The sequence below is a fragment of the Citrobacter sp. VF227 genome (assembly GCF_052950715.1).
Window position 1 is genome coordinate 1,498,956 of the sequence record NZ_JBRFVF010000001.1, and the last position, 18,599, is coordinate 1,517,554.

The window sequence follows — 18,599 nt, forward strand, 5'->3', positions numbered from 1 at the left end:
TCAGACCTCCCGCTGCAGACGGCGATTTTCAAGCTGCGCGATCCACAGACGCAGCAGATTCGCTCCCACAAATTTGAAGACAAGGATCACCGCCAGCGGAGTAATCACCGGCACGGTCACCATGGTAAACAGCGCGGCACCCGAGGAAAAATAGTTGGTAATACACGCGCTGCCGCTGGTTTGCCAGCAGGCAAAAATAGCGCGTTCCTGTTCAGTAATAATTCCCTCTTCCGCCATCTCTTTGGTCATCCCTGCCGCAGCATCGGTATTTTGCAAATTCGCAATCAGCGCCAGCGAGCAAATACCAGGAATACCGAGTAACGGGCGCAGGACAGGCGTCATTAACTGTTGCGCCGCGCGCAAACCGCCCAGCCCTTCAGTGACGGAGATTATGCCGAGAGAAAGAATGACGGAAGGTGCCAGCTCAAGTGCGAATAAGAAGCCATCTTTTGCTCCCATTCCCCCTGCACCGCGAAAAGAGACTGCCGTATCGCCTGCGGCATTGATCTGCCCAAACGCGCCATTGAGGATGGTGAAGTCAAAGACTCGCCACCATTCGGTACTTTTCGCAAACATGCCTGAAAAAAGCACAATTGTAATAAAAAAAGCGAGATAACCGCCCCATCCCACTTTTTGCTGCGTGTGTGTGTTATGACCCATGTTGTTCTCCTGTTGGTCTTATTCCTTGCGTGACGAAAAGACATCACGTTGGTCAAGTTAAAGGCAAACACGGAGAAAAACGACACCAGAGGAAATTATTCAGAAAGAGTGGATAGAGGTCAGACAAGTTCAGTTCCGGCGACTTTGCGCCGCCGGTACTTGCCGATTAGGGTTCGTCAACGGCCTGACCATCCGGCCAGGCATGCATTACCGCTTTGATTAACGTCGCCAGTGGGATCGCAAAGAATACGCCCCAAAAGCCCCACAGGCCGCCGAATATCACGACTGAGAGAATAATGACCAGCGGATGCAAATTTACCGCTTCAGAGAACAGCACCGGCACCAGCAAATTACCGTCCAGCGCCTGGATAATCAGGTACACGGCAAAACAGCTCCAGAACTCGGTACCAAGCCCGAACTGGAACAACGCCACACCGACCACCGGAATCGTCACCACAAAAGCACCGATATACGGGATCAGCACGGAAAATCCGACCAGCACCGCCAGCAGCAGCGAATAGTTGAGGCCAAACATCAGGAAGCCGAGCCAGGTCGCTACGCCGACCACCACCATTTCCAACACCTTGCCGCGGATATAGTTGGTGATTTGCTGGTTCATCTCTTTCCACACCTGCCCCGCCAGCCCGCGATTACGCGGCAGCACCCGGCGCACGGCGTTCAGCATTTGTCCTTTATCTTTGATCAGGAAGAACACCATCAACGGGACAAGCACCAGATAGACCGCCAGCGTTAGTAAACCGACCAGTGAAGCCAGCGAATATTTCACCACCGAATCGCCCATGGTGAGCATTCGCGAGCGCATATTCTCCGCCATCGCATCAATAATGCCCGCATCCATCAACGCCGGATAACGCCGCGGCAAGGTAGCGGCAAAATCAGACAGTTTATTGAGCATGCCGGGCATATCGCGGATCAGGTAGATCCCCTGCTGCCACGCAACGGGCATCACCACAAACGCCATCAGCAGCAAAATACCGACAAACAGAATAAGTACAATCGATGTCGCCCAACGTCGTGAACAACCAATATGCTCCAGCCGCACCGTTGGCCACTCAAGCAGATACGCCAGCACTATGGCGACCAGTAGCGGCGCCAGAAGACCGCTAAAGAAGAACAGGATGCCAAAACCGGCAACCAGAATAATCAGCAGGGCAATGGCTTCGGGGTCGCTAAAGCGGCGACGATACCATTGCATCAACATTTCGAGCATAAAACCCTTCCATGAACCCAATAGCGGGATTGCGATCCCGAATTGTATCGAAATGTCACAAAAAAGACTTCGCTTTTTATGGCTGATTACGCAAAGTGAAAAGACATTTTTCCTGGGTGTTCATCGTCAGGTTTCGCAGTTACACTCCCTAAGCTTGCGGAGTGTGAACGATACTTCACGGCATTGGTCAAATGGCTATCTCAAAAAAGAATACAGGACAGAGGTTATGTTCAGGCAGTTGAAAAAAAACCTGGTTGCTACCCTCATTGCCGCACTGACTATCAGTCAGGTCGCGCCCGCATTTGCAGACACCGCGGACACCCTGCCTGATATGGGAACCTCGGCAGGGAGTACGCTTTCCATAGGACAGGAAATGCAGATGGGCGATTATTACGTACGCCAGCTGCGCGGTAGTGCGCCATTAATTAACGATCCGTTGCTGACCCAATACATTAATTCTCTGGGTATGCGTCTGGTCTCGCACGCCGACTCGGTAAAAACGCCCTTCACCTTCTTTTTGATTAACAACGATGAAATCAACGCCTTTGCTTTCTTTGGCGGCAACGTTGTCCTGCACTCCGCACTATTCCGCTATTCCGATAACGAAAGCCAGTTAGCATCGGTCATGGCGCACGAAATCTCCCATGTCACTCAGCGCCACCTGGCACGTGCAATGGAAGATCAGAAACGCAGCGCGCCGTTAACGTGGGTTGGAGCGTTAGGTTCAATTTTATTGGCGATGGCCAGCCCGCAGGCGGGTATGGCTGCGCTGACCGGTACGCTGGCAGGTACACGTCAGGGTATGATTAGCTTTACGCAACAAAATGAACAAGAAGCAGACCGTATCGGTATTCAGGTACTGCAACGTTCGGGCTTTGATCCCCAGGCCATGCCAACGTTCCTCGAAAAACTGCTCGATCAGGCCCGTTACTCTTCGCGTCCGCCGGAAATTTTGCTGACTCACCCCCTGCCTGAAAGCCGTCTGGCGGATGCCCGTAACCGCGCCAACCAGATGCGTCCGGTTGTCGTCCAATCATCGGAAGATTTTTATCTTGCTAAGGCGCGAACATTGGGCATGTACAACTCAGGTCGTAACCAGTTGACCGATGACCTGCTGAGTAACTGGTCGAAAGGCAACGTACGTGAACAACGTGCCGCCCAGTATGGGCGTGCATTGCAGGCGATGGAAGCCAGCAAATATGACGAGGCGCGTAAAGCGCTGCAACCGCTGCTGGCGGCGGATGCAAACAATGCCTGGTATCTCGACCTGGCAACGGATATCGATCTCGGCCAGAAGAAAACCAGCGACGCCATTAACCGGCTGAAAAACGCCCGTGACCTGCGAACCAACCCGGTACTGCAGCTTAACCTGGCGAATGCGTATCTACAGGGCGGACAAGCCAAAGAAGCGGCAACCATCCTGAATCGCTATACATTTAACCATAAGGATGACCCTAACGGTTGGGATCTGTTAGCGCAAACGGAAGCCAACCTGAACAACCGCGATCAGGAGCTGGCGGCGCGCGCTGAAGGGTATGCCCTCGCCGGACGTCTGGATCAGGCGATTTCGATGCTCAGCAGCGCAAGTTCCCAGGTGAAACTGGGCAGTCAACAACAGGCCAGATACGATGCCCGTATCGACCAGCTACGCCAGCTGCAAGAACGCTTTAAACCGTACACCAAGATGTAACAGGAAAGAAAAATGTCCGACGCGATTAAAATCTACCATAACCCACGCTGCTCCAAGAGCCGTGAAACACTGGAATTACTGAAGTCCAACGGCGTGGATCCGGAAGTGGTGCTATATCTGGAAACCCCGGCTGACCCCGCGACCCTGCGTGAACTTCTGCAGATGCTGGGCATGTCCAGCGCGCGTGAGCTGATGCGCCAGAAAGAAGATCTCTATAAGTCACTTAACCTGGCGGACAAAAACCTGAGTGAAGATGCGCTGATTCAGGCAATGGTAGAAAACCCGAAACTGATGGAGCGCCCCATTGTGGTTGCCAAAGGCCAGGCACGAATTGGACGTCCCCCGGAGCAGGTACTGGAAATCGTCGGTTAACCTGAAACCTGCCGCAGTCTTTTGGCTGCGGCGCTTACAGCTTCAGTATCTCTTTTACGAACGGAATGGTCAGCTTACGCTGGGCGGTGATTGATGCATGATCAAGTTGATCCAGCGTCATAAACAGCGTACGCATTTCCCGATCCAGACGCTTAAGCAGAAAGCGTCCCACATCTTCCGGCAGTTCAAACCCACGTAGCCTGGCGCGTAATTGCAACGCCTGCAGTTTATCTTCATCAGAAAGCGGCTGTAGCTTATAGATTTGCCCCCAGTCCAGGCGCGAAGCGAGATCTGGCAGCCCCAAATTGAGCTGCCTTGGCGGGCGATCACCGGTGATCAGCAGCCGAGTTTTCCCCGACTCCAGGATGCGATTGTAGAGATCGAAGATCGCCATTTCCCATAGCGAATCGCCGGCCACGCATTCGATGTTGTCGATGCAGACCAGCGACAAATGCTCCATACCGTCAAGCACCTCGGGGACGAACCAGGTGCGCTTATCAAGCGGCACATAGCCTACCGCATCGCCCCGCGCAGACAGTTCCGCACAGGCTGCATGCAGCAAATGGCTACGGCCAGCGCCTTCACGCGACCAAAGATAAATATACCCGCTATGTTCCTGACGCAGCACATTTTGCAGTGCAGCCAGTAAAGAGGAGTTATCCCCCGGCCAGAAACTTGCGAAAGTTTCGTCGTCAGGCAGATAAAGTGGCAAAGAGAGCTGTGCCGGTGTGTTCAGAGATACCTCAACCCAGGATTTCATAAAATCGCGTTGAGTTTAACACAGAAATGCGTCGCGATAGAACCGGGCAGCGTCGCCGCCCGGTCAAAGGTTTACTGTTGCTCAGTGTCGGCATCTTTGGCGTCAAGCACCACTTCTTCCGGACGCAGCAGGCTGATAACTTTGAAAATCAGGCTCAGACAGACACCCACAATAGTCGCCAGCGCCATGCCTTTCAGCTCAGCAGCACCGATGTGAACTTTCGCGCCGCTGACGCCGATGATCAAAATAACCGAGGTCAGGATCAGGTTCTGTGCTTTGTTGTAATCAACTTTTGACTCGATTAGCACGCGAATACCGGAAGCACCAATCACGCCGTACAGCAGCAGAGATACGCCGCCCATGACCGGCAGTGGAATGATTTGGATCGCCGCAGCCAGTTTACCCACGCAAGAGAGCAGAATGGCGAAAATCGCCGCGCCACCAATAACCCAGGTACTGTAAACGCGGGTAATCGCCATAACGCCGATGTTCTCGCCGTACGTGGTGTTCGGCGTAGAACCGAAGAAGCCGGAGATCACCGTCGACAAGCCGTTAGCAAACATAGAACGATGCAAGCCTGGATCGCGAATCAAATCTTTTTTTACGATATTCGCCGTTACCACCAGGTGCCCGACGTGTTCAGCAATAACCACCAGCGCCGCAGGCAGAATGGTCAGAATAGCGACCCATTCAAAGCGCGGTGTGTAAAACGTTGGCAGAGCAAACCAGTGAGCCTGCGCTATCGGCGTGGTGTCCACGACGCCCATCACGAAGGAGAGCGCGTAACCGGCCAGCACCCCAATCAAAATCGGGATAATCGCCATAAAGCCACGGAACAGTACGGAACCAAATACCGTCACCGCCAGCGTCACCATTGAGATGATGATGGTTGTTGAGTCTGGCGCTTGTCCTTCAGCAGGCAGTAATCCCGCCATGCCCGCAGCGACCCCAGCCAGCTCCAGACCGATGACGGCAACGATTGCGCCCATAGCCGCAGGCGGGAACATTACATCCAGCCAGCCAGTACCGGCTTTCTTAACAATGAATGAAACCAGGCAGAAAAGGATGCCACACATAATGAAACCGCCCAGCGCCACTTCATACCCTAGCGGCAGCAGCAGCAGAACCGGGGAAATAAACGCGAAACTGGAACCGAGGTAAGCCGGAATTTTACCTTTACAAATAAAGAGATACAGTAACGTACCAATGCCGTTAAACAGCAGAACGGTAGCAGGGTTGATATGAAACAGGACTGGCACCAGTACCGTTGCGCCAAACATGGCGAACAGGTGCTGCAAACTAAGCGGGATTGTCTGTAAAAGCGGCGGTCTTTCACTCACCCCGATAGCACGGCGCGTCATAGTGTTTTCCTCTGAGTGTTGTTTGTTATTAGCGATTGGGTTGTTTTATTCAAAAAAAAGCCGACTCTTAAAGTCGGCTTCTTTTTATTTATTCATTTACTTGGTACCAAAAATCTTATCGCCGGCATCGCCGAGCCCAGGAATAATGTATCCGTGCTCGTTCAGTCCCTGATCGATGGAGGCGGTGTACAGCTCGACATCCGGGTGCGCTTTTTCCAGCGCCGCGATACCTTCCGGCGCGGCAACCAGTACCAGTACTTTAATGCTGCTGCAGCCTGCTTTTTTCAGCAGGTCGATGGTAGCGATAACCGAACCGCCGGTTGCCAGCATCGGGTCAACGATCAGCGCCATACGCTCATCAATGTTAGAAACCAGCTTCTGGAAGTATGGAACCGGCTCCAGCGTCTCTTCATTGCGGTACATACCTACCACGCTGATACGCGCGCTTGGAACGTTTTCCAGTACGCCTTCCATCATGCCCAGGCCCGCACGCAGAATTGGCACAACGGTGATTTTTTTACCTTTGATTTGGTCAACTTCAACCGGACCATTCCAGCCTTCAATGGTCACCTTTTCGGTTTCCAGACCAGCGGTTGCTTCATAAGTCAGCAGGCTGCCAACTTCCGAGGCGAGTTCACGAAAGCGTTTAGTGCTGATGTCGTTTTCACGCATCAGTCCCAGCTTGTGTTTGACGAGTGGGTGTTTGACTTCCACGATCTTCATACTCTTCTCCTTTCCTCAGACGAGTGGCAACCACAAAAAAAATCGCCGGATTATACCGCTTTTCGTCTCTGGCGCAACACTGCATACGCTTGATATGGATCAACCAAAATCGTTTGCGTCCGGATGATGAGTATAAAACAAGCCCCGCTTTGAGGTCGGGGCTTATTGTCAACACTATGAATTTTAAATATTTTCAGCGTTGCTCTGGATGACGTTTCGATACCAGGAAAAAGATTTCTTCGGCGAGCGTGCTAATGTCCCACTCCCGTCATTATTTTTATCAACATAGATAAAACCGTAGCGTTTTTTCATCTCCCCCGTCCCGGCCGAGACTAAATCAATACAGCCCCACGGGGTATAGCCCATCAGATCCACGCCATCTTCCACCACCGCTTTTTTCATTTCGCGGATATGCGCGGCCATATAGTCAATACGATAGGAATCATCCACCGAGCCGTCGGCCTGCTGCACGTCAATCGCACCAAAGCCGTTTTCTACAATAAACAGCGGCAGTTGATAGTGATCCCAGAACCAGTTCAGGGAATAGCGCAAACCGACCGGATCAATCTGCCAGCCCCAGTCCGACTTCTGCACGTACGGGTTAGAAACCAGGCTTTTCGACTCATCGTAATCCAGCTGTGGATTATCTGCCGTAGCCTGCGTCGCGAAAGACATATAATAACTAAAGCCAATGTAATCAACGCAGCCTTCAGTCAGTACCTGGCGATCTTCCTCGGTGATATCAAGTAAAAAGCCACGGCGTTCGAAATAGTTCATCAGATGCTGCGGATACTTGCCGCGCACGTGTACGTCAGTGAACCAGTAGCGGCGGTGCATGGCGTTCATCGCCATCATCATGTCATTCGGCGCACAGGTCAGCGGATAAATTGGGCACATCGCAATCATGCAACCAATTTGCAGCGCCGGATTTATCTCACGTGCGGCCTTTACTGCCAGCGCGCTCGCTACCAGCTCATAGTGCGCCGCCTGGTACATGACCGGTTCGCGATCTTCACCGGGCAGGTATTTCAGACCAGAGTTAGTAAAGGGCGCGAAGTCTTCGTGATAATTTGCCTGATTGTTAATCTCATTAAACGTCATCCAGTACTTCACTTTGTGCTGGTAACGAGTGAAAACCACCCGGGCAAAACGGACAAAAAAGTCGATCAGCTTACGGTTGCGCCAGCCGCCATATTCCGTCACCAGATAGTAGGGCATCTCGAAGTGCGACAACGTAATCACCGGCTCAATGCCATATTTCAGACATTCGTCGAACAGATCATCATAGAACTGCAGGCCAGCTTCGTTGGGTTGCGCTTCGTCGCCTAAGGGAAAAATCCGCGTCCAGGCAATAGAAGTACGAAAACATTTAAACCCCATTTCGGCAAACAGCTTTATGTCGTCTTTATAGCGATGATAAAAATCGATGGCATCGTGGTTAGGGTAATTTTTACCGGCAATGACACCGTCAGTAATTTCACGCGCCACACCATGCGCCCCCGCCGTCATGACATCGGCAACGCTAATTCCTTTACCGCCCTCCTGCCAGCCACCTTCCAGTTGATGAGCAGCGACAGCGCCACCCCACATGAAATCTGCTTTAAATCCTGACATCCCCTTCCCCTATCGTGATGAGTCTGCGCAAAACGCTCTATACCCGTCATACTTCAAGCTGCATGTGCGTTGGCTTTTCTCGCTCACTCCAGTTACGTACTTATGTACGCTCCTGGAGATTCGCTGCGTCGCCGCCTTCCTGCAACTCGAATTATTTAGGGTATAAATGAGGTTCGTAACAGAAAACAGAAACCGGTTTCAGTACGATACTGTGCATTCCGCTGGCAGGTTTCAAGCACAAGACTGTACCCGGTTTCATTTTCGTGGCGCAGTTCAAACAAATAGATAAATGATTGTAAGATGCTGAAAAAATCAGCAGATAAAACTTGATGCAGAGCAGGCTCGCAAACGTTTGCTTTCCCTGTTAGAATTGCGCCGAATTTAACTTTTACTGCAAGTAAACATGTGGGGAAGCAGGCAGTGACCGATAAAACCTCTCTTAGCTACAAAGATGCCGGTGTTGATATTGATGCAGGTAATGCTCTGGTTGATCGAATCAAAGGCGTAGTAAAGAAAACGCGTCGTCCGGAAGTTATGGGTGGTCTGGGTGGCTTCGGTGCGCTGTGCGCATTGCCGCAAAAATATCGTGAACCGGTACTGGTTTCCGGCACTGATGGCGTTGGCACAAAACTGCGTCTGGCAATGGATCTGAAACGTCACGACACTATCGGTATTGACCTTGTCGCTATGTGCGTGAACGATCTTGTCGTTCAGGGTGCTGAGCCGCTGTTTTTCCTCGACTACTATGCGACCGGCAAACTGGATGTAGATACCGCAGCCAGCGTCATTAACGGGATTGCCGAAGGTTGTCTGCAGTCTGGCTGTGCACTGGTCGGCGGGGAAACGGCAGAAATGCCGGGGATGTACCACGGCGAAGATTACGATGTGGCGGGCTTCTGTGTTGGCGTCGTCGAAAAATCAGAAATTATCGACGGTTCTAAAGTGGCTGACGGCGACGTACTGATTGCGCTCGGCTCCAGCGGTCCGCATTCCAACGGCTACTCTCTGGTGCGTAAAATTGTTGAAGTCAGCGGTTGTGACCCGGAAACCACCGAGCTCGAAGGCAAGTCGCTGGCCGATCACTTGCTGGCCCCGACCCGCATTTACGTAAAATCCATTCTGGAACTGATCGAGAAGGTTGATGTGCATGCCATTGCCCATCTGACCGGCGGCGGTTTCTGGGAAAATATTCCACGCGTTCTGCCAGACAACACGCAGGCCGTGATCGACGAATCTTCATGGCAATGGCCAGCCGTCTTCAACTGGCTGCAAACGGCGGGTAACGTTAGCCAGCATGAGATGTATCGCACCTTTAACTGCGGCGTAGGCATGGTTATCGCCCTGCCAGCTCCGGAAGTGGACAAAGCCCTGGCTTTGCTCAATGAGAAAGGTGAAAACGCATGGAAAATCGGTATCATCAAAGCTTCTGATTCCGAACAGCGTGTGGTTATTGAATGAAAAACATTGTGGTGCTCATTTCCGGCAACGGAAGCAATTTGCAGGCGATAATTGACGCCTGCGAACAGAAAAAAATCAATGGCACCATACGTGCAGTATTCAGTAACAAGGCCGATGCGTTCGGCCTTGAACGCGCACGCGAAGCGAATATTCCGGCGTACTCGCTGGAAGCCGCCCAGTTTGCCAGTCGCGAAGCCTTCGACCGCCAACTGATGCAAGAGATTGACGCCTGGGCACCCGATGTGGTGGTGCTGGCCGGTTATATGCGCATCCTCAGCCCGGCGTTTGTCGCACACTATTCTGAACGATTGCTGAATATCCACCCGTCTTTATTGCCGAAGTATCCAGGCCTGCACACGCACCGTCAGGTGCTGGAAAATGGCGATGAAGAGCATGGGACCTCCGTCCACTTCGTCACCGATGAACTGGACGGTGGACCGGTTATTCTCCAGGCCAAGGTTCCGGTATTTGAAGGCGACAGCGAAGATGATGTCACGGCACGGGTTCAGGCCCAGGAGCACACCATTTATCCGCTGGTGGTAAGCTGGTTTACCGATGGTCGACTGAAGATGCGTGATAACGCTGCATGGCTGGACGGCGTTCGTCTGCCGCCACAAGGTTACGCCGCCGACGAATAATAAAAAAACCTGTAAACCGGATCTCACCCTCCGGTCTACAGGCATAAATACCTTTTCCGGTTAACATCTCCGGTATTCATCTATGCTCCCCCTTTCTCTTTGCTATCAGACGGTTTATTGTCATATTTTTCTGGCACAGTTGGACATCTGAGAGCAATGCTCGCCATAATAAATCGGTAGTGTCCCGTGAATGAAACGGAGTAAAAGTGGTAATGGGTCAGGAAAAGCTATACATAGAGAAAGAACTCAGTTGGTTAGCGTTCAACGAACGCGTACTCCAGGAAGCTGCTGATAAATCAAACCCGTTGATCGAACGGATGCGTTTCTTAGGCATCTATTCCAACAACCTCGACGAATTTTACAAGGTTCGCTTTGCCGAACTGAAGCGCCGAATCATTATTAGCGAAGAACAGGGTTCAAACTCTCACTCCCGCCATCTGTTAGGCAAAATCCAGGCTCGCGTATTAAAAGCCGATCAGGAATTTGACGGACTGTACAACGAGTTGTTGCTGGAGATGGCGCGCAATCAGATTTTCCTCATCAACGAACGTCAGCTGTCGGCCAATCAACAGAGCTGGTTACGCCATTACTTCAAGCAATATCTCCGCCAGCACATTACGCCGATTCTGATTAATCGCGAGACGGATTTAGTTCAGTTTCTGAAAGATGACTACACCTATCTGGCGGTGGAAATTATCCGTGGCGATACAATCCGCTACGCGCTGCTGGAAATCCCTTCTGATAAGGTTCCCCGTTTTGTGAATCTGCCGCCGGAAACTCCGCGCCGTCGCAAACCGATGATCCTCCTGGACAACATCTTACGTTACTGCCTTGACGACATTTTCAAAGGATTCTTTGATTACGATGCACTGAACGCCTATTCGATGAAAATGACCCGTGACGCTGAATACGATTTGGTGCACGAGATGGAATCGAGCCTGATGGAGCTGATGTCATCCAGCCTGAAACAGCGTCTGACCGCAGAGCCTGTACGCTTCGTCTATCAGCGCGACATGCCCAATGCGCTGGTTGAGGTACTGCGTGAAAAACTGACGATTTCTCGCTACGATTCGATTGTGCCAGGCGGGCGTTACCATAACTTCAAAGACTTTATTAACTTCCCCAACGTTGGCAAAGCCAACCTGGTAAATAAACCGCTGCCACGTCTGCGCCACATCTGGTTCGACAACGAGAAATTCCGTAACGGATTTGATGCAATCCGCGAACGCGATGTACTGCTGTATTACCCATATCACACCTTTGAGCATGTTCTCGAACTATTGCGTCAGGCCTCCTTCGACCCAAGCGTACTGGCGATAAAGATCAATATCTACCGTGTAGCAAAAGACTCGCGCATCATTGACGCGATGATCCATGCCGCGCATAACAGTAAAAAAGTGACAGTGGTCGTGGAATTACAGGCGCGCTTTGATGAAGAAGCCAATATCCATTGGGCCAAACGTCTTACCGAAGCGGGCGTTCACGTTATCTTCTCTGCGCCGGGTCTGAAAATTCATGCCAAACTGTTCCTTATCTCACGTAAAGAGGGTGATGAAGTCGTGCGCTATGCGCATATCGGGACGGGCAACTTCAACGAAAAAACGGCGCGACTGTATACCGACTACTCGTTGCTTACCGCTGATTCGCGCATCACCAACGAGGTTCGCCGGGTTTTCAACTTCATCGAAAACCCGTATCGTCCGGTGACGTTCGATTATCTGCTGGTTTCTCCGCAGAACTCACGCCGTCTGCTGTACGCGATGATCGACAAAGAGATCGCTAATGCACAGCAAGGCCAGCCTTCTGGTATCACACTAAAACTGAATAACCTGGTCGATAAAGGCCTGGTTGATCGTCTCTATGCGGCCTCAAGCTCAGGCGTACCGGTTAATTTGTTGATTCGCGGTATGTGTTCTCTGATCCCAAACCTGGAAGGTATCAGTGACAATATTCGCGTGATAAGCATTGTTGACCGCTACCTTGAACACGACCGGGTTTATATTTTCGAAAACGGTGGCGATAAGCAGGTATACCTCTCCTCCGCAGACTGGATGACCCGCAATATCGACTATCGTATCGAGGTCGCCACTCCGCTGTTGGACCCTCGTCTTAAGCAGCGCGTGCTGGATATTATCGATATCCTGTTCAGCGACACGGTGAAGGCTCGCTTCATCGATAAAGAACTCAGTAATCGCTACGTACCGCGCGGAAACCGCCGTAAAGTTCAGTCACAATTGGCGATTTACGATTACATCAAATCACTCGAGCAACCTGACTAACGCTATGCCAATACACGACAAGACTCCACGGCCGCAGGAATTTGCTGCGGTCGACCTTGGTTCAAACAGTTTCCATATGGTCATTGCCCGCGTGGTTGATGGCGCAATGCAGATAATCGGACGACTGAAACAACGCGTTCACCTGGCGGATGGCCTCGGCGAAGATAACAAACTGAGCGAAGAGGCAATGGAACGCGGATTAAGCTGCCTGTCGCTATTTGCCGAACGTCTGCAGGGCTTTCCCCCGTCAAGCGTATGCATCGTGGGAACCCATACTTTACGTCAGGCGCTAAATGCGACCGATTTTCTCAAGCGAGCAGAAAAAGTCATCCCCTACCCGATTGAGATTATTTCCGGTAATGAAGAAGCCCGACTGATTTTTATGGGTGTGGAACACACCCAGCCGGAAAAAGGCCGCAAGCTGGTTATTGATATCGGCGGTGGCTCAACAGAACTGGTGATCGGCGAAGATTTCGAGCCCAGGCTGGTCGAAAGCCGCCGTATGGGCTGCGTCAGTTTTGCCCAGATGTATTTCCCAGGCGGTGTCATCAACCGGGAAAACTTTCAGCGTGCCCGCATGGCAGCAGCGCAGAAGCTCGAAACCTTAACGTGGCAGTTTCGCATTCAGGGCTGGAATGTCGCAATGGGCGCGTCAGGCACGATTAAAGCGGCACACGAAGTGCTGCTGGAGATGGGTGAAAAAGACGGTTTTATCACCCCCGAACGCCTGGACAAACTGACATCTGAAGTGCTGAAGCATGCCTCATTTGATGCGCTCAGCCTGCCGGGGCTGTCAGAGGAGCGAAAGGCGGTATTTGTTCCCGGGCTCGCGATTCTGTGCGGCGTTTTTGACGCACTGGCGATCCGCGAACTTCGCCTTTCTGATGGCGCGCTACGCGAAGGCGTGCTGTATGAGATGGAAGGACGTTTTCGCCACCAGGACGTTCGCAGCCGTACCGCCAGCAGTCTGGCGAATCAGTACAACATCGACAGCGAACAGGCCCGGCGCGTGCTGGAAACGACGATGAAAATGTACGACCAGTGGCATACGCAGCAGCCAAAACTGGCCAATCCTCAACTGGAAGCGTTACTGCGCTGGGCAGCGATGCTGCATGAGGTTGGGCTGAACATCAACCACAGCGGTTTACATCGCCACTCTGCTTATATCTTACAAAACAGCGATTTACCGGGGTTCAATCAGGAACAACAGCTGATGATGGCAACATTAGTTCGTTATCATCGCAAAGCGGTGAAACTGGATGACTTGCCTCGCTTTACGTTGTTCAAGAAAAAACAGTTTCTGCCGTTAATTCAGTTGTTGCGCCTGGGCGTGCTGCTGAATAATCAGCGCCAGGCGACTACTACGCCGCCATCCCTGACTCTGATAACCGACGACAACCACTGGACCTTACGCTTCCCGCATGACTGGTTTAGCCAAAATGCGCTGGTGTTGCTCGATCTGGAAAAAGAGCAGCAATACTGGGAGGGCGTAACCGGCTGGCGTCTCAAAATTGAAGAAGAAAGCTCACCCGATATCGCCGCATAAACTCTCAGCAGGTGCCAGTTCAACTGGCGCCTGTTCTTCCAGCGTTTCATGCAATGGCAGGGGTTTTCCAATCAAATATCCCTGCATGTAATCAATTCCCAGCGAAATTACCGCACTGCGTATTTCTTCACTTTCGACATACTCTGCAACCACCAGCATTCTTTTCATCCGCGCCAGATGGCAAATAGAAGCCACGATTTGGTAGTCGAGGCTGTTCGAAACGATATTGCGAATAAAGCTGCCGTCAATTTTCAGGATATCGGCATTCACATTCTTCAGCCGCGCATAGCTGGCGTATCCGGTGCCAAAATCATCAATCGCAATCTGACAGCCCATAGATTGCAGCTGCAGTAACGTTGCCTGTGCCTGTTCCGCATTGGTTAAGGCGTTGCTTTCCGTAACTTCAAAGATCAACTGCCATGCTTCAACCTTGTACTTAACCAGTAGCTGGTTGATGTCATGCGGAAGTCGGGCGCGACATATCGACGTGGGTGACAAGTTAATGGCAAACCGACGGGCGGGCATTTTTTCCCGATTCTGCGCCATAAACTTCAGCGTATTTTCAATCACCCATAGATCAATACTGGACGACAAGCCAAACTCATGCGCGACCGGCAAGAAGCAATCAGGGGCGACGGTTTCACCGTCATCCCCCTCAAGACGCAGCAGGATTTCATGATAAACATCGCCGCGTACGCCAGAAATCGGCTGCGCCATCAGGAAAAAACGATTGTGCTCCAGCGCCTGCTGTAGACGATTCATCATCGCAACCTTATCTTTCAGATCACGTTGCAAGTGCATTACGCCCCGGCGCTGCAAGTTCTCTGGCGCATTGGTCGCCAGAGAAAGTTCGGCAATGGTGCTTAACTCACCCAGTAACAGATAGATATGGTTAACAGGAGAACGGACATAGCAAAAACTGATCCCCACCTGCGGCTGTAAAGGCATGCCATCCCAAATAAAACGGAACTGCTTGATATGCCTGTCCAGGGCCTCAATGCGCTCCTGATGAGACTCGGTGTTAAAACGCAAAACTAAGTCATTACCCGATAGCTGATAGACATGCTCATCCTGTTCCAACTGTGGCGTTATCCACTGTGAGAGTTTTTGCTTGTACTGGATACGCAGCATAATGCCGTAATTTTTTACCAGTAACTCCATGCCCGGAACACGCAAAAAGCAGAGTACTGACCATGGCGTTTTTTTCAAATCCCGGTTCAATGCGCGCAAATTTGGCAGATGCACCATCGGATCAAAGAATGCCAGACGATGATTGCGCCGGGTAACAAAGCGTTGGCGCGTTGCCAGTACGGCAATGAAGTTCACGATGAAGGAGAAAACAAGATAACTCGACGAGGTAATGGCAAGCTGGGTATCGTAGCCAGAATACCAGGGCATATAACGCTGGTAATAATGAATTGCGGTAATAAGTACGACAGACCATATCAGCGAAATAAATCTGTAGCCGTAACGCATTGCTCCCCAGAGCATGACGGGTAGCAACAGCGACAGCGTATAATTTGTGCTAAATATTGAGCTTTGTTCATTTAATGGCATACACAGTAATGCCATAAGTACAGCCAATATAATCAGCCAGATCGCAAACTCGGTTTTGGTAACTTTGTTATCAAACTGCTGCTTTAATTGAGAAAAATAGCCTCTGACATGCAAAGGGTTGCGGATCGTGCGAATAATAAAGTAGCACAAAGGAACCCCAACCAGATTCCCGACGAGCATGGCCTGATAGTTGATCAGCGTGCCAGTATTAAAGGGCATAACCCCCACCATGCCGGATTTACTCTCATAAACGCCCACAAACGCGGCAAACTGGAAGAGGATCAGAAACAGCGTCGCCGGGCAGAAGACCTGCCAAAACATGCGCTGAAACATCAGATGAGAGTCACCGTGAGATACGTTGTTCCGCCGGGGAGCAAATACTTTATACCCTCCCCAGCTCAGCACTATCGTAACAATAAAGTGCGAAATTATTGAGAGCGTTTCAAATAACCCAACCTGCGGATATTTGTAGCAGATAATGGAAATGATAATTCCCGGCAATGCCGCCCAGCCAAAAAATAGCATCAGGCTAATCATCAACGCCAAAGGCATGTAGAAAAGAATTACGGTCCCAGAACTAATATGGGCATAGGTATTAGCAGTGCTCAATATAGGCAACAGCAAAGATGGTAAGATGAGAGGTAACGCCCACCATCTATCTCTCATACCAATATAATGTTTTTTGAGTTTCATAGATGCTCAGTAGAATCCCGCACATCCTGCAGGGGGTATTCAGACAGGCATCCCACCTGACTCTAAACGATAAAGTTAAATACATTACGATGTCTCATCGATTTTAGTTATCATCAAACAGTGACGTTTGACATATATCAAAAAAAAAAGACTCTCATTAATCAATTATTACTCTTTTCATCGTTTCTTATCGTTAATTCATTATTAATGCAAATAATAATATTAATTTTCATAACATATGAGGATGAAACAACTGAAGCAATTTTACATAACGAAAAATTGACCATTGCCCCACAGTATGCCTTAATGTGAATATCGCCCTCAGTTGGGTACACTACAAGGAACCTTTTGTGAGCCAGGTTACCAGCCTACGCAAACGACATCGATTTAATAGTCGCATGATCCGGATCGTACTGCTTATCAGCTTTCTCTTCTTCTTCGGACGCTTCGTCTACTCCGCTATAGGTGCGTGGCAGCACCACCAGAGCAAAAAAGAATCTCAGCAGATCACCCAGCCGCAACAGGCATCTCCTGCTCAAACCGACGTGCGCTGATCGCTCGCGCCTGTAGTATCTCAGCATTAAGATTCCTTACCGGATGGCTAATCGCCTGACATTTAACCATCCGGTAAGGGATTTAAGTGATGAAACAAAACGCTGCCTTACCCACCACTCGCACGGAGTTATCGGATGATAAACCGTGTTTTCGCACAAATGCACAATCTTTTAATCCCACTTCACCGCACCATTCGCGCTGATTTTTACGTTCCGATTGACTGGGTATAAAAAAACACACCGTGTTCAAATAGACGTCAATTAATATCGCCAAAAAATATCACAGATGAAAGCATTAATATTATGTATGGAATTAAATGCTTATTTGAATCATTACCATTTTAAATTCTACAGGGTTATACCATGAGTGGTTTTTCGTTATTTCCGAAAATAAGCAGCGGTCTTGAATGGATCGCTGGACACAGCGATGCGGTTATTCGATTCGGGTGGAATATCGTTGCCGCCGTAATTTTACTGTTTGTCGGTAAATTTGTCTCTCGCCTGCTCTCCAGTGGTCTGGAAAAGTTACTGTTAAAACGTAAAGTTGACCGAACCATTATCCAGTTCTTCACCGCGCTGGTACGTTACATTACCCTCGCTTTCGCCATTGTTGCCGCATTGGGTCGCGTCGGTATCGAAACATCCTCCATTATTGCCGTCATTGGTGCCGCCGGGTTGGCCATTGGGCTCGCGCTACAAGGATCGCTTTCCAACTTTGCCGCTGGCGTACTATTGGTCTCCCTGCGTCCTTTCCGCGCCGGAGAAGTGGTACAAATTGGCGCAGTCACCGGAACGGTGGAAAAGGTGCATATTTTCTCCACCACCCTGCTCACCGCCGACAGTAAAGAAGTGGTCATTCCAAACGGTAAGATCATCGCTGACAATATCATTAACTATTCCCGCCACCCTTTTCGTCGGATCGATCTGGTGATTGGCGTGGGCTATCAGACCCGGATAGCAGATGTTAAGCGCGTGATTAACCAGATTATCGAGCAGGATAGCCGAATCGATAAGCAACGTGGAGTAACCGTTCGTCTGGGCGAACTGGGCGCTTCAGCATTGAATTTTTACGTCCGCGTATGGGTACCCAACATCGAATACTGGAATACCTATTACGATCTGCTGGAAAACATTAAAGAAGCCCTGGACGCCAACCATATTGCCCTGCCGTATCCGCAGATGGATATCCGCGTGGAGAATGTGTCACCCCAATCTCCTCCCCAGCTACAGTTAGTTGATTAATAAGTTGTTCTCCGGTGTGAGCGCAATAAAAAACCCTCTGTTAAAGAGGGTTTGACATATTACCGTTCAAAAACCGCTAACGGAGAGAGATATTATTCCCACTCAATTATTTACTGACAACATAAGCAATTGACTGACAACAACTTTTAATAAAACAAAATTCCCCATACCGTTTTATATACCGTCACCGGAAATCAGTACCATGAAAAATGCCATGTCAC

15 protein-coding genes are annotated in these 18,599 nt (G+C 50.5%); 8 read left to right on the top strand and 7 right to left on the bottom strand.

What is annotated here, in order from left to right; genetic code table 11:
* Positions 1-660: a nucleoside recognition domain-containing protein gene (locus tag ACU8YC_RS07355; RefSeq protein ID WP_151217643.1), complete on the bottom strand. Its 660-nt coding sequence runs from the start codon at positions 658-660 to the stop codon at positions 1-3.
* A gap of 166 nt (positions 661-826) precedes the next feature.
* Complete coding sequence (locus tag ACU8YC_RS07360) at positions 827-1,891, bottom strand: AI-2E family transporter (protein ID WP_151217644.1); 1,065 nt, start codon at positions 1,889-1,891, stop codon at positions 827-829.
* A 226-nt stretch (positions 1,892-2,117) separates the two neighbouring features.
* On the opposite strand from ACU8YC_RS07360, the gene bepA reads away from it, so the two are divergent.
* Entirely contained in the window at positions 2,118-3,581 is a 1,464-nt protein-coding gene (gene bepA / locus ACU8YC_RS07365; protein WP_446895154.1) for a beta-barrel assembly-enhancing protease, read from the top strand.
* 12 nt (positions 3,582-3,593) lie between these two features.
* Complete coding sequence (arsC, locus tag ACU8YC_RS07370) at positions 3,594-3,953, top strand: arsenate reductase (glutaredoxin) (RefSeq protein ID WP_151224079.1); 360 nt, start codon at positions 3,594-3,596, stop codon at positions 3,951-3,953.
* Between the two features lie 34 nt (positions 3,954-3,987).
* On the opposite strand, the gene ACU8YC_RS07375 is transcribed toward arsC, so the two are convergent.
* The 4 genes from ACU8YC_RS07375 to ACU8YC_RS07390 all read right to left on the bottom strand — a co-directional run bounded on the left by ACU8YC_RS07375 (position 3,988) and on the right by ACU8YC_RS07390 (position 8,411).
* Entirely contained in the window at positions 3,988-4,689 is a 702-nt protein-coding gene (locus ACU8YC_RS07375; protein WP_211924219.1) for a DnaA inactivator Hda, read from the bottom strand.
* Positions 4,690-4,784: 95 nt separating this feature from the next.
* Positions 4,785-6,074, bottom strand: a complete 1,290-nt coding sequence (gene uraA, locus ACU8YC_RS07380; RefSeq protein WP_003037932.1) for a uracil permease — start codon at positions 6,072-6,074, stop codon at positions 4,785-4,787.
* Positions 6,075-6,170: 96 nt separating this feature from the next.
* Complete coding sequence (gene upp, locus ACU8YC_RS07385) at positions 6,171-6,797, bottom strand: uracil phosphoribosyltransferase (RefSeq protein WP_003037929.1); 627 nt, start codon at positions 6,795-6,797, stop codon at positions 6,171-6,173.
* A gap of 183 nt (positions 6,798-6,980) precedes the next feature.
* Positions 6,981-8,411, bottom strand: a complete 1,431-nt coding sequence (locus tag ACU8YC_RS07390; RefSeq protein ID WP_187253543.1) for a 6-phospho-beta-glucosidase — start codon at positions 8,409-8,411, stop codon at positions 6,981-6,983.
* Positions 8,412-8,831: 420 nt separating this feature from the next.
* Between ACU8YC_RS07390 and purM the strand changes: the two genes are divergently transcribed.
* The 4 genes from purM (at position 8,832) to ppx (ending at position 14,332) form a co-directional block, all read left to right on the top strand.
* Positions 8,832-9,869, top strand: a complete 1,038-nt coding sequence (gene purM, locus ACU8YC_RS07395; protein ID WP_003838485.1) for a phosphoribosylformylglycinamidine cyclo-ligase — start codon at positions 8,832-8,834, stop codon at positions 9,867-9,869.
* Positions 9,866-10,507, top strand: coding sequence for a phosphoribosylglycinamide formyltransferase (purN, locus tag ACU8YC_RS07400; protein ID WP_101741993.1), 642 nt, complete (start codon positions 9,866-9,868; stop codon positions 10,505-10,507). The genes purM and purN overlap by 4 nt, the downstream gene beginning before the upstream one ends.
* 212 nt (positions 10,508-10,719) lie before the next feature.
* Complete coding sequence (gene ppk1, locus ACU8YC_RS07405; RefSeq protein ID WP_003037917.1) at positions 10,720-12,786, top strand: polyphosphate kinase 1; 2,067 nt, start codon at positions 10,720-10,722, stop codon at positions 12,784-12,786.
* A 4-nt stretch (positions 12,787-12,790) separates the two neighbouring features.
* Entirely contained in the window at positions 12,791-14,332 is a 1,542-nt protein-coding gene (gene ppx, locus ACU8YC_RS07410; protein WP_187258609.1) for an exopolyphosphatase, read from the top strand.
* Here the strand turns inward: ppx and ACU8YC_RS07415 are convergent.
* Complete coding sequence (locus ACU8YC_RS07415; protein ID WP_446895155.1) at positions 14,312-16,582, bottom strand: bifunctional diguanylate cyclase/phosphodiesterase; 2,271 nt, start codon at positions 16,580-16,582, stop codon at positions 14,312-14,314. The genes ppx and ACU8YC_RS07415 overlap by 21 nt on opposite strands.
* A gap of 350 nt (positions 16,583-16,932) precedes the next feature.
* Between ACU8YC_RS07415 and ACU8YC_RS07420 the strand changes: the two genes are divergently transcribed.
* Complete coding sequence (locus tag ACU8YC_RS07420; RefSeq protein WP_286544055.1) at positions 16,933-17,136, top strand: YfgG family protein; 204 nt, start codon at positions 16,933-16,935, stop codon at positions 17,134-17,136.
* A gap of 363 nt (positions 17,137-17,499) precedes the next feature.
* Entirely contained in the window at positions 17,500-18,378 is an 879-nt protein-coding gene (gene mscS / locus ACU8YC_RS07425) for a small-conductance mechanosensitive channel MscS (RefSeq protein ID WP_286544052.1), read from the top strand.
* Positions 18,379-18,599 lie beyond the last annotated feature (221 nt).

Coding starts and splice junctions, on each gene's coding strand:
- ppx (WP_187258609.1), top strand. CDS start 12,791: ATGCCAATACACGACAAGACTCCACGGCCGCAGGAATTTGCTGCGGTC.
- ppk1 (WP_003037917.1), top strand. CDS start 10,720: ATGGGTCAGGAAAAGCTATACATAGAGAAAGAACTCAGTTGGTTAGCG.
- ACU8YC_RS07390 (WP_187253543.1), bottom strand. CDS start 8,411: ATGTCAGGATTTAAAGCAGATTTCATGTGGGGTGGCGCTGTCGCTGCT.
- ACU8YC_RS07360 (WP_151217644.1), bottom strand. CDS start 1,891: ATGCTCGAAATGTTGATGCAATGGTATCGTCGCCGCTTTAGCGACCCC.
- ACU8YC_RS07415 (WP_446895155.1), bottom strand. CDS start 16,582: ATGAAACTCAAAAAACATTATATTGGTATGAGAGATAGATGGTGGGCG.
- purN (WP_101741993.1), top strand. CDS start 9,866: ATGAAAAACATTGTGGTGCTCATTTCCGGCAACGGAAGCAATTTGCAG.
- upp (WP_003037929.1), bottom strand. CDS start 6,797: ATGAAGATCGTGGAAGTCAAACACCCACTCGTCAAACACAAGCTGGGA.
- mscS (WP_286544052.1), top strand. CDS start 17,500: ATGAGTGGTTTTTCGTTATTTCCGAAAATAAGCAGCGGTCTTGAATGG.
- bepA (WP_446895154.1), top strand. CDS start 2,118: ATGTTCAGGCAGTTGAAAAAAAACCTGGTTGCTACCCTCATTGCCGCA.
- ACU8YC_RS07355 (WP_151217643.1), bottom strand. CDS start 660: ATGGGTCATAACACACACACGCAGCAAAAAGTGGGATGGGGCGGTTAT.
- arsC (WP_151224079.1), top strand. CDS start 3,594: ATGTCCGACGCGATTAAAATCTACCATAACCCACGCTGCTCCAAGAGC.
- uraA (WP_003037932.1), bottom strand. CDS start 6,074: ATGACGCGCCGTGCTATCGGGGTGAGTGAAAGACCGCCGCTTTTACAG.